The following is a 19699-nucleotide window of genomic DNA, read 5'->3' on the forward strand; positions in this document are numbered from 1 at the left end:
CAATAAGTTGAATGCCACATGGTTAATATTAAACCGCCTGTTGCGCAACAGTGAAGATAAAAAATAGCCAAAAAGAGTGTGATCTCGCTCTAAACAATGTTTTTTTTGTTATAGGATATCCCCAACAATTACTCCCTTTTGTGGAACTCGTCGAATGAGTAAACCAAATCTTGATATTGAGCAGGGGCTGCTCGAACGTGTATTTAAACTGAAACAGCACGGCACCACGGCACGTACTGAGCTGATTGCCGGTATCACTACCTTTTTGACCATGGTCTATATCGTGTTTGTAAACCCACAGATTTTAGGGGTTGCGGGTATGGATGTGCGGGCTGTTTTCGTCACCACCTGCCTGATTGCCGCCTTTGGTAGCATCTTTATGGGCTTATTGGCTAATTTACCGGTAGCACTGGCTCCGGCGATGGGGCTTAACGCTTTCTTCGCTTTTGTGGTGGTTGGCGCGATGGGTATTTCATGGCAAGTCGGCATGGGGGCTATCTTCTGGGGCGCAATCGGTTTCCTTTTGCTCACCATTTTCCGCATCCGATATTGGATGATTGCTAACATTCCGCTGAGTCTGCGGGTGGGGATCACCAGTGGTATCGGCCTGTTTATTGCTATGATGGGGCTGAAAAATGCCGGTATCGTGGTGGCAAACCCGGATACATTAGTCGCGGTGGGAAATCTGACCTCTCACAGTGTGCTGTTGGGGGCGCTGGGCTTCTTTATTATCGCGGTTCTGGCCTCTCGCAATATCCATGCTGCGGTGCTGGTGTCGATTGTGGTAACCACGCTGATTGGCTGGGCGCTGGGAGATGTCCAATACTCGGGCATCTTCTCCATGCCGCCAAGTGTGACCTCCGTGGTCGGGCAGGTGGATTTAGCCGGTGCGCTGAATGTTGGTATGGCTGGGATCATTTTCTCCTTTATGCTGGTTAACCTGTTCGATTCATCCGGCACATTGATTGGTGTGACGGATAAAGCCGGTTTAACCGACCATAAAGGTAAGTTCCCACGCATGAAACAAGCGCTGTATGTGGACAGCATCAGCTCGGTAGCCGGTGCCTTTATTGGGACATCATCAGTGACGGCTTATATTGAAAGCTCCTCTGGGGTTTCTGTCGGGGGTCGTACCGGCTTAACCGCCGTGGTGGTGGGCATTTTGTTCCTGCTGGTGATGTTTATTTCGCCATTGGCCGGAATGGTGCCTGCCTATGCCGCAGCCGGTGCGTTGATTTATGTTGGCGTGCTGATGACATCCAGCTTGTCCCGCGTGAAATGGGATGACCTGACCGAAGCGGTTCCGGCATTTGTTACCGCAGTAATGATGCCGTTTAGTTTCTCTATTACTGAAGGGATCGCATTGGGATTTATCTCTTATTGCCTGATGAAGTTGGGTACTGGTCGCTGGCGTGAAATCAGCCCATGCGTAGTGGTAGTGGCGCTACTGTTTGTGCTGAAAATTGCGTTTGTCGATCACTGATCACAAAACGCCCCCTTTTTCGACACTGAGGCAGGGGGCGTTGTCGTTATCATCTTATGCTTTTAACTGAGCGCTGATTTGCTCCAGTGCTTTTGTGGCACATTGTGCATCCAGGTGCCCACCGGGCGCGCCAGCAACACCGATCGCACCCACCACTTCATCGCCTGCTTTCACCGGTACTCCGCCACCTAATAGCAAGAAGCCGGGAATATCTTTCAGGTTATTGGCCGCAGGCGTCTTCTGGCTGTTTTCCATCACTTGCCCGCTGGGGGTTTTAGTCGATAGCGCGGTAAAGGCTTTTTGTTCACTGGCTTTTACCGTATGTGGGCCAGCATTATCCGCACGCAGCACAGTTTTGATGATGCCAGCACGATCAACGACGGTAACCGCAACGTTATAGCCATCCGCCTGGCAAATGGCGAGGGTGCGGCTTGCCACATCGGTGGCCAGCGCCAGAGAGATATTGCGTTCAGTATTCAGACCCGCAGCAGAGGCTTGAGTTATCAGGCCGATGAATAAGGCGGAGGTCAGGGCAATGGGCTTGATCATATAAAATCCTTATTGTTAGCGACGTGAATTCATCACAGTAACGCTATGCTACGGCGAAAAGTGGTGAAAAAACATTCGGCTAACTACCCGTTTTACTAGGTATTTCTACCTATCCCCTGCGCACTTGACGCCGCAGGGGTGTTAGCTGTGTTCGCGCACCCGAATCACTTACTTATGTAAGCTCATCGGGATGAGTTCACTGGCTGCCTACCTGCAACGTCAATTGCTTTGGGGATTATTGGCGCACTTGACGCCGCAGGGGTGTTAGCTGCGTTCGCGCACCCGAATCACTTACTGGTTTTGACTTTAAAATAAGTAAGCTCATCGGGATGAGTTCACTGGCTGCCTACCTGCAACGTCAATTGCTTTGGGGATTATAGGGCGGATAAGTGATAGTGATGAATCAGTGATGCCAGCGAGTTGACCTCTAGCTTGGCAAAGATATTCGCGCGGTGAGCCTCAACCGTTCGTGGAGACAGCGACAATGTATGGGCAATCTGTTTGCTGGTTTCCCCTTGAATAATCAGGGTGGCAACTTCCCGCTCGCGAGCAGAGAGTTGGTTGAATAGCTGTTGATAGCTCTCCCGCTGCTTATGGGCTGTCAGCGATTGTTCATGCTGCTCCAGCGCCATACTGACGGTTTCGATCAGGACATCGGCATCAATCGGTTTGGTCAAAAACTCCAGAGCGCCGCCTTTAAAGGCCCGGCGGCACAATTCAATATTACCGTGCCCAGTCATTATGATGACCGGAAGAGTGCTATCACGGTTTTGAATCGTTTCCAGTACCACCATGCCGCTTTTACCGGGCATGCGGATATCCAGCAGTACACAACTGGGTTGCGTGACCGCCAAGGCATCGAGGAATTGCTGGCCATTACTGAACGTTTTAACTTCCCAACCCATTGTTGCCAGTAACGTTGCTAATGCGGCGCGCACACCGTCGTCGTCGTCAATCAGATAAATATACTTAGTCATGTGCGCTTCCTGTTGTCAGTGGAAAGGTTAGGGTAAAGCAGGCTCCGCCATATTCACTATTCGCCGCTTTGATGTCGCCGCCCATCCGTTGTACCAATGTTTCACACAACGTCAAGCCCAGCCCTAATCCACTCTCTCTGGTGGTAAAAAATGGCGTAAACAGGTTATCCAATTGCTGGTTGTTCAGCCCCGACCCGTTATCCTCTATCTGGATTAGCCATTGCTGTGGTTGCAGGCTGGCAGTGAAATAAATTAGTGGTGTTGGGGTGTGTTGTACCGCATGGATCGCGTTACTGAGCAAGTTATGCAGGATTTGCTCCAGCCATAAAGGATCAGCCTGTAGAGGGGGTAAATTCGCCGGAATACTGTTTATAACAGTGACTTTACTGGCCGTTATCTCATTGCTTAATAAGGTATTAACGCGTAACCAGATATCAGCTACCACCACCGGTTGTAAATTCACCTGCCCACGACTGAGTAAGGTGCGCAGCCGTTCTAGCAGTGCCGAAATGCGTTTTATTTGCTCAACGGAAGCCAGTAGCAGCGGGGTGATTTTTTCGTCTTGTGCTGATAATAACCGCAGGGCGGTTTGGTTATACGTAAGTGTCGCTGTAAGGGGTTGGTTCAGCTCATGGGCGATACCGGTTGCAATTTCACCCATCGCATTAAGTCTGGCTTGATCGGCGAATTTAGCCCGTTGTTCGGCGCGGTTGCGGTATTGTGCCAATTGCTGCCAACGCTGCCAGCCATAGATAACGGCTCCCCATAAGAGTGACAGCAGCAGAGCGGTTAACCACGGTAAATCGCGCCAAAGAGGGGTGGCCTGGCCGGTTAAAGTGAAGGATTGGGCACCCTCTCCCAGTGGCTTTTTCCATTGCCATAAGCTGTTTGCATTTGCATCGCCCAGAACCGCTAATGGATGTTGCTGATAGCGTAATGTGATGCTGTCGAAATGATTAGGTAAACCAACAGCCTGTAACAACTTTAAGCCATTAATTTGCAAGCCGCTGCCATTGTAAGAGTTAGAGAGTTGGTAATCCCCGGCGTGAGTTTTCAGCGTTAACCGGCCGGCGGTTGATGTGTCCGCTTTGGATTGGCTGATCGCCACCAACTGCGGGAAGTGGCGTTGAAGTTGCGTCAATTGGCTCGGTTCGAGTGTCAAAAATAAAATGGCCTGTTGCTGGGCTAATTGCTGGCTTAATTCGCGGTGAGTAATACGAAAATCAGCTTCGCGCTCAGCTTGCTGCACATTTAAGCCATACCAGCCCAGCCAGAGAGTGGATATCAGGGTCAGGATAAGCCAGGCAGTGATTTTAATGGCCATTTAGCAGCATCCGCACAAAAGAAAGTGGCTATTGATAACATGTACGGGGGGAAGAGGAAACCCCCAATGGGCACCACCTGCACTGGGCAAACGCGTGCGATAAAACAATCACTATCTGCTCCGTTACCCCTTTAAATTTCACTTAAATAAGTATCAGTTGTGGATTTATTGCACTGAAATTGTGATCACAGGATAAAAACAAGAAAAATCGTTTCTGGCCGTTATCAAGTCTGCGTGCGAAATGCCGTTAATAGATGTGGAGCTATCCAGTTCCCTTCACTGAGCGACACGATAATGCTAAAAACCACACAAGCCCGATTTACCTTACTCGTCAGTGCGTTTTTTATTCTGTTACTGATAATCACTGTGGTGGTTATTCAGCTTTTTGTGACACCACAACTCAAACAATCTGAAAGTACCATTGTTGGCAATAGCGTTGACCAAATCGCAACGGCAATCACCGCGCAAATGAATAAAGTGGAAGCGCAAGCGCGCAGTATTACGCAGGCGGTCGCTGTTATGGACAGCAATACTATCGATCAGTTATTACCGGGCCTGGTGGATCAGTATGGCGACAGTAATGTGTTTGGTGGCGGTATTTGGCCATTACCTAATAAGCGTGAGCAAGGGGTGATGAAGTTCAGTACGTTCTTTGCCCGTAATGGCGAAAATAAGTTAACGGTTAACACTCATTGGAATTCGCCAGAATCACAAAATTATTTCGAACAACCGTGGTACAAAGAGGGTTTAAATGCCCCGAAAGGCTTCTGTGCCTGGGCTAAAGCGTATCAGGATGATGCCAGCCCGCAGCCGCGAACTAACTGCGCAATGGCGATTTATAAAGGTGGCGAGGTATATGGTGTATCTACCATTGATGTCACTTTGGGCTTCTTTAATCGCCTGGTTAAAGAAATGGAGCAGAAAGTGAATGGCACGATTCTGATTGTCGAAGCCGATGGCAAGATTGTTGGTAGTAGTGCTCTGGCAGACGGTAAAGCCGAATTAAAAAATCTATCCGACGTTGCCGCCAGCTCACCAATGGCGACTGAAACACAGCGGTTGTTGGCTCAGATGAAAGACCAGAAATCACTGGAAAGTGAATTTGACGTTGAAGGGACTTCCCACACTCTGTTTATCCGCCCGATCGCCAATAGCCCGTGGTATCTGGTGACAGATTTGCCGACCAGCCTGTTGGTTAAGCAAAGCCACGGTATTTTGCTGCATTTAGGTCTGGTGCAGATTCCTATTATGTTGTTATTGCTGTTATTTTTAGTGTTTTCAATCCGCGTATTTATGAAGCGCTTAGCGGCATTGAAAGAGAATATTACCGCACTGTCTGCGGGGGGCGCGGATTTAACCCAACGTTTGCCACAAAGCAGTAGTCCGGAGTTCAATGCTATTAACCAGAGTTTCAACGATTTTATCGACTATTTGCAGCAAATGATGCGGAAAGTAGGTGAAAGTAGCCTGGCTATTGCCTCGGCTTCGCGCCAAATCGCCAGTGGAAATCTGGATTTATCGGCCCGAACTGAAGATCAGGCCAGTTCGATTGAAGAAACTGCCGCTTCAATGGATGAACTCACCAGCACGGTGAAACAAAATGCGGATAATGCCAGTCATGCTAACCAATTGGCGATAGATGCCTCCACGGTGGCAGTGAAAGGCAGTACCGTGGTGAAACAGGTGGTGGATACGATGGGTTCAATCAATCATTCATCGAAGAAAATCGTCGATATCATCAGTGTGATTGATAGCATCGCCTTCCAGACTAACATTCTGGCGCTAAACGCGGCGGTAGAAGCGGCAAGGGCGGGTGAGCAAGGCCGTGGCTTTGCCGTGGTCGCGTCTGAGGTTCGCAATTTGGCACAGCGTTCAGCAACATCAGCCCGTGAAATTAAAAAGCTGATTGAAGACTCGGTGGCCGATATTGCCACCGGTACCCGTTTGGTCGCCGATGCTGGGACGACAATGGATAACCTGATGGGCGGGGTGTCCAATGTTGCAACGTTAATGAATGAGATAATGTCATCGAGTCGCGAGCAAAGTTTGGGCATCGATCAGGTTAATTTGGCGATTAATCAGCTAGATAACTCGACACAACAAAACGCAGCATTGGTGGAGCAAGTGGCCGCTGCGGCACAAGCGATGCAGGATCAAACGCTACAGTTGGAAAGTGTGATCAGTGGTTTTAAGGTTTAATGATGTACGGCTGATATGCTAAAAATCAGAAGAGGGTAAAGAAAGGGTTATTAATGATGGGGTTACCCGCCGCGCAGCCATCCGCAGCGGGTATAAACCTGAGTTTAGCCCTGAATCAGATGAGGAATTTTCACATCAGGATTAACGTCAGCGTCATAATCTACACCGTCGACGGCGAAACCAAACAGGTTTAAGAACTCAGTCTTATAACCGGTAAAGTCGGTCAGTTGGTAGATATTGTCATTGGTCACCTGATCCCACAACGCTTGTACCTGGTTTTGAATTTCCGGGGCAAGTTCTTTGTAGTCAGCGCGCAGGCGGCCATCTGCATCCAGGTGTGGCGCATTACCGCACAAGCTGTCTTTATACAGGGAATAAACCTGCTCGATACAGCCTTCGTGAGTGCCTTGCTCTTTCATCACTTTGAACAGCAATGACAGATACAGTGGCATCATTGGAATAGCAGAACTGGCTTGAGTTACCACCGCTTTCAGTACAGATACACGGGCATCGCCGCCGCCATGAGCAGACAAGCTGTCGCGGATAGCCAGAACTTTTTGATCCAAATCCTTCTTGGCCGCGCCAATAGAGCCGTTCCAATAGATATCATGGGTGATTTTTTCGCCCAGATAAGTAAAGGCCGTAGTTTGCGCACCTTCAGCCAGCACACCTGCTTCCAACAGAGCATCAATCCACATCTGCCAGTCTTCGCCGCCCATTACGGCCACCGTATTGTCGATCTCGGTTTGGCTTGCCGGTTGTAGCACAATCTCTTTGATAACTTCTTTATCAGTATCCAGACCGCGGAATTTAACTTCATGACCGATTGGCTTCAGTGTTGAGTTAAATACTTCGCCGGTTTTCGGATGAGTGCGTCGCGGTGAGGCCAGACTGTAGATAACCTGATCAACCTGACCCAAGTCTTGCTTGATAGCTTCAATTGTCAGTCGTTTAATCTCATCGGAGAACGCATCGCCATTGATGCTTTTCGCATACAGGCCTTTCTGCTCGGCGAATTTGTGGAACGCCGCGCTATTGTACCAACCGGAAGTAGCGGGTTTACCTTCTTCACCTGGGCGCTCAAAGAACACACCCAGCGTATCGGCACCACAACCAAATGCTGCTGTGATGCGAGCCGCCAGCCCGTATCCAGTTGACGCACCAATCACTAATACTCGTTTTGGGCCGTTAGCGATTGCACCTTCTGCTGTGACATAGTCGATTTGCTTTTTGACGTTAGCTTCACAGCCCGCCGGATGTGCAGTCACACAGATAAAGCCGCGTACACGTGGTTTTATAATCATGGATACCTCAGTTTATGAATAAAGTTAAGTGTTCGAGCTACCGTCGGTTCGGACTCATAGAGCCAGATTATCAAAATTAGCGATAATCTGCTCCAGCTCTATAGCATCACACTCATTTTCCAATACAAAAACTGGAGAAAATTCGCCCCAGTAAGTCATCAGAGCTAAATTCACCGGTAATTTCGCTCAATGACTGTTGTGCTAAACGCAGCTCTTCCGCCAGCAACTCCCCAGCGTAAGCGCTTACTAACTGTTCGTGACCTTGTACCAGATGCTGGGCTGCTGCTTCCAGTGCTTGTAAATGACGGCTTCGGGCCAGAAAACCGCCTTCGGTGTTGCTGGTAAAGCCCATACTCAGCTTGAGATGATTACGCAGCAGGTCAATACCTTCACCGGTTCGGGCCGATAAGCGAATTAGTGAGTGACCATTTACTTCGGTCAGACCTAAGGTTTCACCGGTGATGTCGGCTTTATTACGTACTACAGTGATCGGCAGTGTCGCGGGTAAGCGCGCCATAAACTCGGGCCAGATAGCGGCCGGTTCAGTGGCATCTGTGGTGGTGCCATCAACCATAAACAGCACCCGATCAGCTTGTTCTATCTCGTTCCACGCACGTTCGATACCAATGCGCTCAACTTCGTCACCGGCTTCACGTAAGCCGGCGGTATCAATGATATGCAGTGGCATTCCATCGATATGAATATGTTCTCGTAAAACATCACGAGTTGTTCCCGCGATATCGGTAACAATTGCCGCCTCACGCCCCGCTAACGCATTGAGTAAACTGGATTTTCCGGCGTTAGGGCGGCCAGCAATCACCACTTTCATCCCTTCGCGCAGCAAACTGCCTTGCCGCGCTTCAGTGCGCACTTGCTCCAGTTCAGCCATTACGCCGTTCAGTTGGCCTTCAATTTTACCATCAGACAGAAAGTCAATTTCCTCATCTGGGAAGTCAATTGCCGCTTCGACGTAGATTCGCAAGTGAGTAAGTGCTTCCACCAATTGATGGATACGGACTGAAAATGCGCCCTGTAATGAATTCACCGCCGAGCGTGCTGCTTGCTCTGAGCTGGCGTCAATCAGGTCAGCAATGGCTTCCGCCTGCGCCAGATCCAGCTTGTCGTTTAAGAATGCGCGCTCAGAGAACTCCCCTGGGCGGGCAATACGCAGCTCTGGCAGGGCCAGAATGCGTTTTAACAGTAAATCCAGTATAACTGGGCCACCGTGACCTTGCAGTTCCAGCACGTCCTCGCCAGTGAAGGAATTCGGGCCAGGGAAGTAAAGAGCGATACCTTGGTCCAATGTGCTGCCATCGACATCTTTAAACGGCAGATAATCGGCATAACGTGGCTTGGGTAATTTACCTAAAACCGCTTGCGCAACCGTGGCGGCAGCACGACCTGAAACACGTAAAATACCCACGCCACCGCGGCCTGGCGGTGTTGCTTGAGCGACGATAGTATCAGTGGTGCTCATGGTTATATCTCTCTTTAAAAGAATAAGGCGGTCATATAGCTATGACCGCCTCATATACCCTTCTTAATTGCAGTCGCAGCGTTTGTTAGCTGCTCTCCCCAGTTACTGACGTCTGCCAGTGACTGGGGTATCTATCATGTTAAGACTGTTTTTTCTTATCGCGGCTGTGTAAGCCACGTTTTTCCAGACCACGATAAATCAGCTGCTGTTGCAGGATGGTCACCAGGTTACTGACGATATAGTACAGTACCAGACCGGCCGGGAACCACAGGAAGAACACAGTGAAAATAACTGGCATGAAGGTCATTATCTTCTGCTGCATCGGGTCAGTCACGGTGGTCGGTGACATCTTCTGAATGAAGTACATGGTGATACCCATCAGAATTGGCAGAATGTAGTACGGGTCTTGTGCTGACAAGTCATGAATCCACAGGATGAATGGCGCATGACGCAACTCAACGGAACTCATCAACATGTAGTACAACGCCAGGAAGATTGGCATCTGAATGACCAGCGGTAAGCAGCCACCCAGCGGGTTAACCTTCTCAGCTTTGTACAACGCCATCATTTCCTGACTCATACGCTGCTTATCGTCGCCGATACGCTCACGCATGGCAGCCAGTTTAGGCTGTAGCAAACGCATTTTCGCCATCGAGGTGTATTGCGCTTTAGTCAGCGGGTACATGATACCACGCACGATAAAGGTAATAACGATGATGGAGAAGCCCCAGTTACCGACAAAGCTGTGAATGAATTTCAACAGTTTGAACAGTGGCTGAGAAATAAACCATAACCAACCATAGTCAACCGTCAGGTCAAGATGGGGCGCGATAGCGGCCATTTTGTCCTGAATTTCCGGGCCAACCCACAAGGTGGCACCCAGTTGTTTCGCTTCACCCGGCTGAATAACGACAGGCGCACCTTTAAAGCCGATGGCAGCCAAACCGTTACCCAAGTCAGCGGAATAGAAGGTGTTGGTTTCGTTAGCTGTTGGGATCCACGCGGTTGCAAAGTACTGCTGCAACATGGCTACCCAGCCGCCTTTGGTGGTGATGTCCAGGCTCTTATCTTCGATATCACTAAAACTGTATTTTTTATATTTAGTTTCATCAGAAGAGTAAGCCGCACCACGATAAGTATGCAGCGCAAAGTTATTGCTGCCGGTATCACGGTGTTTAGGCAAGTTGATGCTTTGCTTCAATTGGCCAAACAGCGTCAGCTCCAGCGGGGCAGCAGAGGCGTTTTTAACGTGATAATCCACGCCAATAGCGTAATCGTTACGTTTCAGCACGAAGGTCTTGATGAAAACAGAACCGTCTTTACCGGTGAAGGTCAATGGAATGCGCAGTTCATCCTGACCATCAGCCAATACAAAGCTGGTTTGAGGCGTTTCAAACAGTGGGCGCTCGCCGTTAGCTGGGTTATCCGGGCCGCTTTTACCGGTCAGGCCACTTTGCGCCTGATAAACGAACGCTGGGGTGGTTTCCAGTAATTCGAACGTTTTGTCTGAACCCAGAGCATCCGGGTAAGCCAGCAGGTTAGCCTGCTCGATGTCGCCGCCACGGGTATTAATGGTCAGAGACAGCACATCAGTTTTTACAGTAATCAATTGGCCCTGACCACTGCCTGGCACAGCCTGGCTTGCTTTATCACCGGTAGCAGTATTCGCAGTCTGTTGCGTGGTCTGAGCGGCTGGTTGTGGACTGTTGTCCACCTGCCAGGCTTGCCAGATCATGAAAGACACGAACAGCAGAGCGATGAGTAGAAGATTGCGTTGCGAATCCATCGTTAGTGTTCTCTGTTATCGTCGGGTTTCGGCGGCACGGGATCATCGCCACCTGGGTTCAAAGGGTGGCATTTTAATACGCGTTTCAGTGTTAACCAACTGCCTTTTATCATACCAAACCGGCGCACTGCCTCAATTCCGTAATGAGAGCATGTCGGATGGAAACGACAACGCGGCCCCAGCAGCGGACTAATCACGAGCTGATAGCCCCTGATTAGCCCGATCAGGATGCGGGAGCCTGGCGACAGTGGCGACGCCATAATTTTTCCAAAGCTTCCGTTAACGCACGGTTATCGAGGTCAGCCACGCCTTTTTTCACCAACACAACAAAATCCATAGACGGTAACGTATGCTGATGTAAACGGAAGCTCTCGCGGGTTAAGCGCTTGATCCGATTACGTTCATGAGCACGTTTGACATGTTTTTTGGCGACGGTAAGACCGATGCGGGGATGCCCCAGCTCGTTCAGGCGGCCGAGGATGGTGATTTGCGGCGTGCCAGCCCGTTGTGGCTGCTGGAAGACGAAAGTGAAATGACTGGGAGTTAACAAACGTAACTCCCTAGGAAATGCTAGCTTAACCACTGAGATGGTTAGCTTTTATTACTTAGAAACAGTCAGACGAGTACGGCTTTTCGCACGACGGCGAGCCAGAACTTGACGACCATTTTTGGTGGCCATACGAGCACGGAAACCGTGGCTACGGTTGCGCTTCAATACGGACGGTTGGAAAGTGCGTTTCATAGCGATTTCTACCTAAACTTAAAATAATTACTGATTCAGTAAACGCGTTTGGCTGCTCGGAGTGAAACACCGACGCCTCAATCGCAACATATAAAGAAGCGGGATTGTAATAATTGTACAGTCCTGAGTCAATTGACATTGCGCCCGCCCGCACAGAAGTTTTCTGTATCGGGAGTTTACCAAGAGCCTGCCCGTGTTCACCGCTGGTTTCTTTTTTGGCCAAGGCCATCAAGAGCACAGGCATCACACGTAGGGCTGAGGATTATACGGACTCCCGGACAAATCGCAAGGATCGCGGTGAGATCCTTTGCGGATTAATCGCGATCTGTTGCAGGGAAAGGGGAGGGAGATAGTAGCGAATCTTGAAATATTTCGCGATCATTGACGATGAGGGGCACGAAAAGCTGTGCGCTGGGTTACACTCCCGACAGAAGTTATGCCCTGTGGATAAAAAGGATCTAATCTGTGAGGAAGGGGAGGATCTATTGCTCCTTTTGCGCTATGATCCGCCATTCCGATCGCATCCGCTACTCTGGGATCACTACTCTAGGATCTTGGGGGATGTGAGTCGTAAAACAACCGAAAAACGGTTCGCATGTCACTTTGGCTTGCTACAGGCCATGTTGGCGTGTGTCAAAAACGATGAGTTACAAAAAATCCTGATTTCTTTCTTTTATTGATCTTGTTCGAGTGGAGTCCGCCGTGTCACTTTCGCTTTGGCAGCAGTGTCTTGCCCGATTGCAGGATGAGTTACCTGCCACAGAATTTAGTATGTGGATACGCCCCCTACAGGCGGAACTGAGTGACAATACTCTGGCGCTTTACGCCCCTAATCGTTTTGTTCTGGACTGGGTCCGTGATAAGTACTTAAACAATATCAATGGCTTGCTTAATGATTTCTGTGGTTCCGAGGTTCCTTTACTGCGTTTTGAAGTAGGGAGTAAGCCGGCGGTAAGAGCACACAATCATCCAGTTACAGCCAGCGTTAGCGCACCTGTTGCTCCGGTTACCCGCAGCGCACCGGTACGCCCGAGTTGGGACAGTTCACCCGCTCAGCCTGAACATTCTTACCGTTCGAATGTGAACCCGAAGCACACATTTGATAACTTCGTTGAAGGTAAATCGAACCAATTAGCGCGTGCTGCGGCCCGTCAGGTTGCCGACAATCCGGGTGGAGCGTATAACCCATTATTCCTCTATGGCGGCACAGGTTTGGGTAAAACTCACCTGTTACATGCTGTAGGGAATGGCATCATTGCGCGTAAAGCCAATGCCAAAGTGGTTTACATGCATTCCGAGCGTTTTGTGCAAGATATGGTGAAAGCCTTGCAGAACAACGCGATAGAAGAGTTTAAACGCTATTATCGTTCGGTTGATGCTTTATTAATCGATGATATTCAGTTCTTTGCCAATAAAGAGCGTTCACAGGAAGAGTTTTTCCACACCTTCAATGCCTTGTTGGAAGGCAATCAGCAGATCATTCTGACCTCAGATCGCTATCCAAAAGAGATCAACGGAGTAGAAGATCGCTTGAAATCGCGTTTCGGCTGGGGGCTAACGGTTGCCATTGAGCCACCGGAGCTGGAAACCCGTGTTGCGATTCTGATGAAAAAGGCAGATGAAAATAATATTCGCTTGCCGGGTGAAGTCGCGTTCTTTATTGCCAAACGTCTGCGTTCCAATGTGCGTGAGCTGGAAGGGGCATTGAACCGTGTTATTGCCAACGCCAACTTTACCGGCCGGGCTATCACCATCGATTTTGTGCGTGAAGCCCTGCGTGACTTACTGGCATTGCAAGAAAAACTGGTTACTATCGATAATATTCAGAAGACTGTCGCAGAATATTATAAAATTAAGGTCGCTGACCTGCTCTCCAAACGGCGTTCCCGTTCGGTAGCCCGCCCGCGCCAAATGGCGATGGCGCTGGCAAAAGAGCTAACCAACCACAGCCTGCCTGAAATCGGCGATGCGTTTGGTGGCCGCGACCATACCACGGTGTTGCATGCTTGCCGCAAGATTGAACAATTGCGTGAAGAAAGCCACGACATCAAAGAAGATTTCTCTAACTTAATCAGAACATTATCCTCCTAGCGCTATGAAATTTATCATTGAACGTGAGCATCTGCTAAAACCGCTGCAACAGGTCAGTAGCCCGCTGGGTGGACGCCCTACGTTGCCAATCCTGGGTAACTTGTTGCTACAAGTGACGGAAGGCTCTTTGCTGCTGACCGGTACTGATCTGGAAATGGAGATGGTAGCGCGCGTGGCGCTGTCTCATCCCCATGAACAGGGCGCAACCACCGTACCTGCCCGGAAGTTTTTTGATATCTGGCGTGGTTTGCCGGAAGGGGCGGAAATCACGGTGGCGCTGGACGGTGATCGCCTGCTGGTGCGCTCCGGCCGCAGTCGCTTCTCGCTGTCTACCTTGCCTGCGGCGGATTTCCCTAATCTGGATGATTGGCAGAGCGAGGTGGAATTCACCTTACCGCAAGCCACATTGAAGCGTCTGATTGAGTCGACACAGTTCTCTATGGCTCATCAGGATGTGCGCTATTACTTGAACGGCATGTTGTTTGAGACCGAAGGCGAAGAGCTGCGTACTGTCGCAACTGACGGCCATCGTCTGGCGGTATGTTCAATGCCAATCGGGCAAACATTACCTTCGCATTCGGTTATCGTGCCACGTAAAGGTGTGATGGAACTGGTCAGGTTACTCGATGGGGGTGATACACCGCTGCGACTACAAATTGGCAGTAATAACATCCGTGCGCATGTGGGTGATTTTATTTTCACCTCTAAGCTGGTTGATGGTCGTTTCCCCGATTATCGCCGCGTATTGCCGAAAAATCCGGACAAAACGCTGGAAGCAGGTTGTGACTTGCTGAAACAGGCTTTTGCTCGTGCGGCAATTTTGTCAAATGAGAAGTTCCGTGGCGTTCGGCTCTATGTCAGCCATAATCAGCTCAAGATTACCGCGAATAACCCTGAACAAGAAGAAGCAGAAGAGATCCTGGACGTCAGCTATGATGGGACGGAAATGGAAATTGGTTTCAACGTCAGCTATGTACTTGATGTGCTGAATGCCCTGAAATGTGAGGATGTGCGCCTGTTATTGACCGATTCGGTTTCCAGTGTACAGATTGAAGACAGCGCCAGTCAGGCTGCGGCTTATGTTGTCATGCCAATGCGTTTGTAAAGCATGGCTCTGACGCGTTTATTAATTAAAGATTTTCGCAATATCGAATCGGCAGACTTGGCACTGGCGTCGGGGTTTAATTTTTTAGTTGGCCCCAATGGTAGCGGTAAAACCAGTGTGCTGGAGGCGATTTATACCCTTGGTCACGGTAGGGCTTTTCGTAGCTTACAAGCCGGTAGAGTGATCCGTCACGAATGTGCCGAGTTTGTGCTGCATGGCCGGGTTGACGTGAATGAACGTGAATCCTCTGTGGGGCTGAGTAAAAGCCGACAGGGTGATAGTAAGGTACGTATCGATGGCACTGACGGCCACAAAGTGGCTGAATTGGCGCAACTGTTGCCAATGCAATTGATTACCCCTGAAGGGTTTACCTTATTGAATGGCGGGCCTAAGTTTCGGCGCGCTTTTTTAGACTGGGGTTGCTTTCATAACGAACCCGGTTTCTTTACGGCCTGGAGCAATCTAAAAAGATTACTTAAGCAGCGTAACGCCGCGCTGCGCCAGGTCAGTCGCTATGCGCAAATTCGGCCTTGGGATCTGGAAATTATCCCGTTGGCTGAACGCATTAGTGAGTGGCGGGCGGCATACAGCGGTGCAATTGCGGCAGATATTTCAGCCACATGCGCCCTGTTCCTGCCAGAGTTCGCCCTGAGTTTCTCTTTCCAGCGCGGCTGGGATAAAGAGAGTGACTATGGTGAGTTGTTGGAACGCCAGTTTGAGCGTGACCGCGCGCTAACTTATACCGCCATCGGGCCACATAAAGCGGATTTCCGTATTCGGGCTGATGGTACGCCGGTAGAAGATTTGCTATCGCGTGGTCAGCTGAAGTTGCTGATGTGCGCACTGCGGTTAGCGCAGGGTGAGTTTCTCACCCGACAGAGCGGGCGGCGTTGCCTGTATCTGCTTGACGATTTTGCTTCCGAATTGGACACCGGCCGTCGTCGATTATTGGCCGAGCGTCTCAAGGCTACCCAGGCACAGGTTTTTGTCAGCGCAGTGAGTGCTGAACAAGTGACTGACATGGTAGGCGAAAAGGGCAAGATGTTCCGCGTGGAACATGGCAAAATAGAGGTTCAACCACAGGATTAAAAATGAGCGAGAAACGTTGATGTCGAATACTTATGACTCCTCAAGTATCAAGGTATTAAAAGGGCTGGATGCGGTTCGTAAGCGTCCGGGCATGTATATCGGTGATACTGATGACGGTACCGGTCTGCACCACATGGTATTCGAGGTTGTGGACAACGCTATCGACGAAGCCCTCGCTGGCCACTGTAAAGAAATTATCGTTACCATCCATTCGGATAACTCGGTTTCTGTACAGGATGATGGCCGTGGTATCCCAACCGGTATGCATGACGAGGAAGGGGTATCAGCCGCAGAGGTCATCATGACCGTATTGCACGCCGGCGGTAAATTTGACGATAACTCGTACAAAGTTTCCGGTGGTTTGCACGGCGTGGGTGTATCGGTTGTTAACGCCCTGTCTGAAAAGCTGGAACTGGTGATCCGCCGTGACGGTAAAGTTCACGAACAAACCTACAAAATGGGTGTGCCGCAGGCACCACTGAAAATGGTAGGTGAAACTGAGCTGACCGGGACAACCGTGCGTTTCTGGCCGAGTTTCCAGACCTTTACCAATAACATCGAATTCCAGTACGAGATTCTGGCTAAACGCCTGCGCGAGTTGTCGTTCCTGAACTCGGGTGTGTCAATCAAACTGAAAGATAACCGTAACGACAAAGAAGACCACTTCCATTATGAAGGCGGTATCAGGGCGTTTGTTGAGTATCTGAACAAAAACAAAAACCCGATCCACCCGAAAGTGTTCTATTTCTCCACCATGAAAGATGATATTGGTGTGGAAGTGGCATTGCAGTGGAACGACGGTTTCCAGGAAAATATTTACTGTTTCACCAATAACATTCCACAGCGCGATGGGGGGACTCACTTAGTCGGGTTCCGTACGGCAATGACCCGTACCCTGAATAGCTATATGGATAAAGAAGGTTACAGTAAAAAAGCGAAAATCAGTGCCACCGGTGATGATGCCCGTGAAGGCTTGATTGCGGTGGTTTCCGTGAAAGTGCCAGATCCTAAGTTCTCCTCACAGACCAAAGATAAACTGGTTTCTTCTGAGGTAAAAACGGCGGTTGAAACGCTGATGAACGAGAAGTTGGTTGAGTATTTGCTGGAAAACCCAACCGACGCCAAAATCGTGGTTGGCAAGATTATTGATGCAGCCCGTGCTCGTGAAGCAGCACGTAAAGCGCGTGAAATGACACGCCGTAAAGGTGCGTTGGACTTGGCAGGTTTGCCGGGCAAACTGGCTGACTGTCAGGAACGTGATCCGGCGTTGTCCGAACTCTACTTAGTGGAAGGGGACTCTGCGGGTGGCTCGGCGAAACAAGGCCGTAACCGTAAAAATCAGGCCATTTTGCCGCTGAAAGGTAAAATCCTGAACGTCGAGAAAGCGCGCTTTGACAAAATGCTCTCTTCGCAGGAAGTGGCAACGTTGATTACGGCGCTGGGTTGTGGCATTGGTCGGGATGAATATAACCCGGACAAACTGCGCTATCACAATATCATTATCATGACCGATGCCGACGTGGATGGTTCTCACATCCGTACGTTGCTATTGACCTTCTTCTACCGTCAGATGCCGGAAATTATTGAGCGTGGCCATGTGTTTATCGCTCAGCCGCCACTGTATAAAGTGAAGAAAGGCAAGCAAGAGCAGTACATCAAAGATGATGATGCGATGGAACAGTATCAAATGACACTGGCACTGGATGGTGCGGCATTGCACATCAATGCTGAGGCACCACCTTTGGTAGGTGAACATTTTGAGAAGCTGGTTGCTGAACATTATAGCGTTCAGAAAACGATTGCGCGTATGGAACGCCGCTTCCCGCGTGCTTTGCTGAATAACCTGATTTATCAGCCAACCTTGAAAGAAGAGGATTTGAGCGATAAAGAGGTGGTGATGCAGTGGATTGATTCGCTGGTTGCGCTGTTGAACGAGAAAGAACAGCATGGCAGCAGCTACAGTTCAGTGGTGCGTGAAAACCGTGAACGCCAGTTGTTCGAGCCAATCTTACGTATCCGTACCCACGGTGTGGATACCGATTATGATCTGGACTTTGATTTTGTCCACGGTGGTGAATACCGCAAGATCTGTCTGTTGGGTGATAAGTTACGTGGCCTAATCGAAGAAGGGGCTTTCGTTGAACGTGGCGAGCGCCGTGTGCCGGTTTCAAGCTTCGAAGATGCATTGGAATGGTTAGTTAAAGAGTCGCGTCGCGGCTTGGCTATTCAGCGTTATAAAGGTCTGGGTGAAATGAATCCAGAGCAGTTGTGGGAAACCACGATGGACCCAACCAGCCGCCGTATGTTGCGGGTTATGGTGAAAGATGCCATCGCAGCAGATCAACTATTCACCACCTTGATGGGTGATGCGGTTGAACCTCGGCGTGCCTTTATCGAAGAGAATGCGTTACGTGCAGCGAATATTGATATCTAATCAGATAACTTATTGATCCTGTAGTTTATTGATCAGATAGAAAGCCCAGAGCAGGAAGCTGCTTCTGGGTTTTTTTTGCCTAATAATTGCTCCCGAGTGGATTTTGCCTGAGTGACATTTGCACAGTACACTGACTTACTGACTTACTGACTTACTGACTTACTGACTTACTGACTTACTGACTTACTGACTTACTGACTTACTGGCATTTGGGCGCTGAATCGCGTTAGCATGAAGTATTAGTTAAATAAATCAGAGGACCCTATGGCTATTGAATTAATCGCTATCGATATGGATGGCACGTTGCTGAATTCACAGCATGAAATCACTCCACGGGTAAAGCAAGCCATTGATGCTGCTCGGGCCAAAGGTGTTTGCGTGGTGTTAGCCACGGGTCGGCCTTATATTGGGGTTCAACGTTATTTACGTGAATTGAATATGGAAAACAGTGGCGATTATTGCATCAGTAATAACGGTGCATTAGTGCAAAAAGCGGCCTCGGGTGAATGTATTTTGCAGGAAACCCTCAGTTTTGATGATTATCTCTATTTCGAGGCTTTATCGCGCGAAATGGATGTTAGCTTCCAGGCTTTTGATTTTGATACGTTGTATACCGCCAACAAAGACATTAGCAAATATACGCTGCATGAAGTGCTATTGACCGGTATTCCATTGAAATATCGTGCAATAGAAGAGATGGACCCTACCTTACGTTTCCCGAAAGTGATGATGATTGATGAGCCAGAAAAACTGGATCGCGCCTTAGCAATGATGCCAGCAGAGGCTTTTGAGCGCTTCACCATCATGAAAAGTGCGCCATATTATCTTGAAATCCTGAGTAAACGGGTTGATAAAGGCACTGGTGTAAAAATGTTGGCAGACTATCTAGGTATCGCGCAGGAAAATGTTATGGCTCTGGGTGATCAGGGTAATGATATTGCGATGGTTAACTATGCCGGAGTGGGGGTTGCGATGGGGAATGCCATCCCTGAATTGAAAGAGATCGCGCAGTTTGTCACCGGTACTAATAGTGAAGATGGTGTGGCAATGGCTATTGAGAAGTATGTGCTCTGAGTTTTGATTGGGTCGGCTCTATTACAAATTAGGTGCTTGGTTCGGTTGATATGAGATCGGCGCTC

At 49.4% G+C, this 19699-nt stretch carries 16 protein-coding genes; 7 read left to right on the plus strand and 9 right to left on the minus strand.

What is annotated here, in order from left to right:
* Positions 1-154 precede the first annotated feature (154 nt).
* Positions 155-1483, plus strand: coding sequence for an NCS2 family permease (locus tag YALDO0001_RS13170; protein WP_004703891.1), 1329 nt, complete (start codon positions 155-157; stop codon positions 1481-1483).
* 54 nt (positions 1484-1537) lie between these two features.
* Here the strand turns inward: YALDO0001_RS13170 and YALDO0001_RS13175 are convergent, their stop codons facing one another.
* The 3 genes from YALDO0001_RS13175 to YALDO0001_RS13185 form a co-directional block, all read right to left on the minus strand.
* Positions 1538-2032, minus strand: coding sequence for a GlcG/HbpS family heme-binding protein (locus YALDO0001_RS13175; protein WP_004703892.1), 495 nt, complete (start codon positions 2030-2032; stop codon positions 1538-1540).
* A 374-nt stretch (positions 2033-2406) separates the two neighbouring features.
* Positions 2407-3009, minus strand: coding sequence for a response regulator transcription factor (locus YALDO0001_RS13180; protein WP_042840036.1), 603 nt, complete (start codon positions 3007-3009; stop codon positions 2407-2409).
* The gene (locus YALDO0001_RS13185; RefSeq protein WP_004703894.1) at positions 3002-4333 is read right to left on the minus strand and encodes a sensor histidine kinase; all 1332 of its coding nucleotides are present in this window, start codon (positions 4331-4333) and stop codon (positions 3002-3004) included. The genes YALDO0001_RS13180 and YALDO0001_RS13185 overlap by 8 nt, the downstream gene beginning before the upstream one ends.
* 294 nt (positions 4334-4627) lie before the next feature.
* Between YALDO0001_RS13185 and YALDO0001_RS13190 the strand changes: the two genes are divergently transcribed.
* Positions 4628-6532: a methyl-accepting chemotaxis protein gene (locus YALDO0001_RS13190; protein ID WP_004703895.1), complete on the plus strand. Its 1905-nt coding sequence runs from the start codon at positions 4628-4630 to the stop codon at positions 6530-6532.
* A 104-nt stretch (positions 6533-6636) separates the two neighbouring features.
* Here the strand turns inward: YALDO0001_RS13190 and fabV are convergent, their stop codons facing one another.
* The 6 genes from fabV to rpmH form a co-directional block, all read right to left on the minus strand.
* A complete protein-coding gene (fabV, locus tag YALDO0001_RS13195) occupies positions 6637-7836 on the minus strand; it encodes an enoyl-ACP reductase FabV (RefSeq protein ID WP_004703896.1) in 1200 nt (399 codons plus the stop codon).
* A gap of 112 nt (positions 7837-7948) precedes the next feature.
* Positions 7949-9313: a tRNA uridine-5-carboxymethylaminomethyl(34) synthesis GTPase MnmE gene (mnmE, locus tag YALDO0001_RS13200; protein ID WP_004703897.1), complete on the minus strand. Its 1365-nt coding sequence runs from the start codon at positions 9311-9313 to the stop codon at positions 7949-7951.
* Positions 9314-9452: 139 nt separating this feature from the next.
* A complete protein-coding gene (gene yidC / locus YALDO0001_RS13205; RefSeq protein WP_042547361.1) occupies positions 9453-11099 on the minus strand; it encodes a membrane protein insertase YidC in 1647 nt (548 codons plus the stop codon).
* 2 nt (positions 11100-11101) lie between these two features.
* Positions 11102-11359 (minus strand): membrane protein insertion efficiency factor YidD, encoded by a 258-nt coding sequence (yidD, locus tag YALDO0001_RS13210; protein ID WP_042840038.1) that lies wholly within the window; start codon positions 11357-11359, stop codon positions 11102-11104.
* The gene (gene rnpA, locus YALDO0001_RS13215; protein ID WP_025380108.1) at positions 11323-11682 is read right to left on the minus strand and encodes a ribonuclease P protein component; all 360 of its coding nucleotides are present in this window, start codon (positions 11680-11682) and stop codon (positions 11323-11325) included. The genes yidD and rnpA overlap by 37 nt, the downstream gene beginning before the upstream one ends.
* A gap of 18 nt (positions 11683-11700) precedes the next feature.
* Positions 11701-11841: a 50S ribosomal protein L34 gene (gene rpmH, locus YALDO0001_RS13220; protein ID WP_004393543.1), complete on the minus strand. Its 141-nt coding sequence runs from the start codon at positions 11839-11841 to the stop codon at positions 11701-11703.
* Positions 11842-12543: 702 nt separating this feature from the next.
* Between rpmH and dnaA the strand changes: the two genes are divergently transcribed.
* From dnaA to yidA, 5 genes are all read left to right on the plus strand, one after another.
* Positions 12544-13932, plus strand: coding sequence for a chromosomal replication initiator protein DnaA (gene dnaA, locus YALDO0001_RS13230; RefSeq protein ID WP_004703902.1), 1389 nt, complete (start codon positions 12544-12546; stop codon positions 13930-13932).
* Positions 13933-13936: 4 nt separating this feature from the next.
* Positions 13937-15037: a DNA polymerase III subunit beta gene (dnaN, locus tag YALDO0001_RS13235; protein ID WP_004703903.1), complete on the plus strand. Its 1101-nt coding sequence runs from the start codon at positions 13937-13939 to the stop codon at positions 15035-15037.
* Between the two features lie 3 nt (positions 15038-15040).
* Positions 15041-16126: a DNA replication/repair protein RecF gene (gene recF, locus YALDO0001_RS13240; RefSeq protein WP_004703904.1), complete on the plus strand. Its 1086-nt coding sequence runs from the start codon at positions 15041-15043 to the stop codon at positions 16124-16126.
* 19 nt (positions 16127-16145) lie between these two features.
* The gene (gene gyrB / locus YALDO0001_RS13245) at positions 16146-18560 is read left to right on the plus strand and encodes a DNA topoisomerase (ATP-hydrolyzing) subunit B (protein ID WP_004703905.1); all 2415 of its coding nucleotides are present in this window, start codon (positions 16146-16148) and stop codon (positions 18558-18560) included.
* A 264-nt stretch (positions 18561-18824) separates the two neighbouring features.
* Positions 18825-19634 (plus strand): sugar-phosphatase, encoded by an 810-nt coding sequence (gene yidA, locus YALDO0001_RS13250; protein WP_004703906.1) that lies wholly within the window; start codon positions 18825-18827, stop codon positions 19632-19634.
* The last annotated feature ends 65 nt before the right edge of the window (positions 19635-19699 follow it).

The sequence above is a fragment of the Yersinia aldovae ATCC 35236 genome, from assembly GCF_000173735.1.
Classification (GTDB): domain Bacteria; phylum Pseudomonadota; class Gammaproteobacteria; order Enterobacterales; family Enterobacteriaceae; genus Yersinia; species Yersinia aldovae.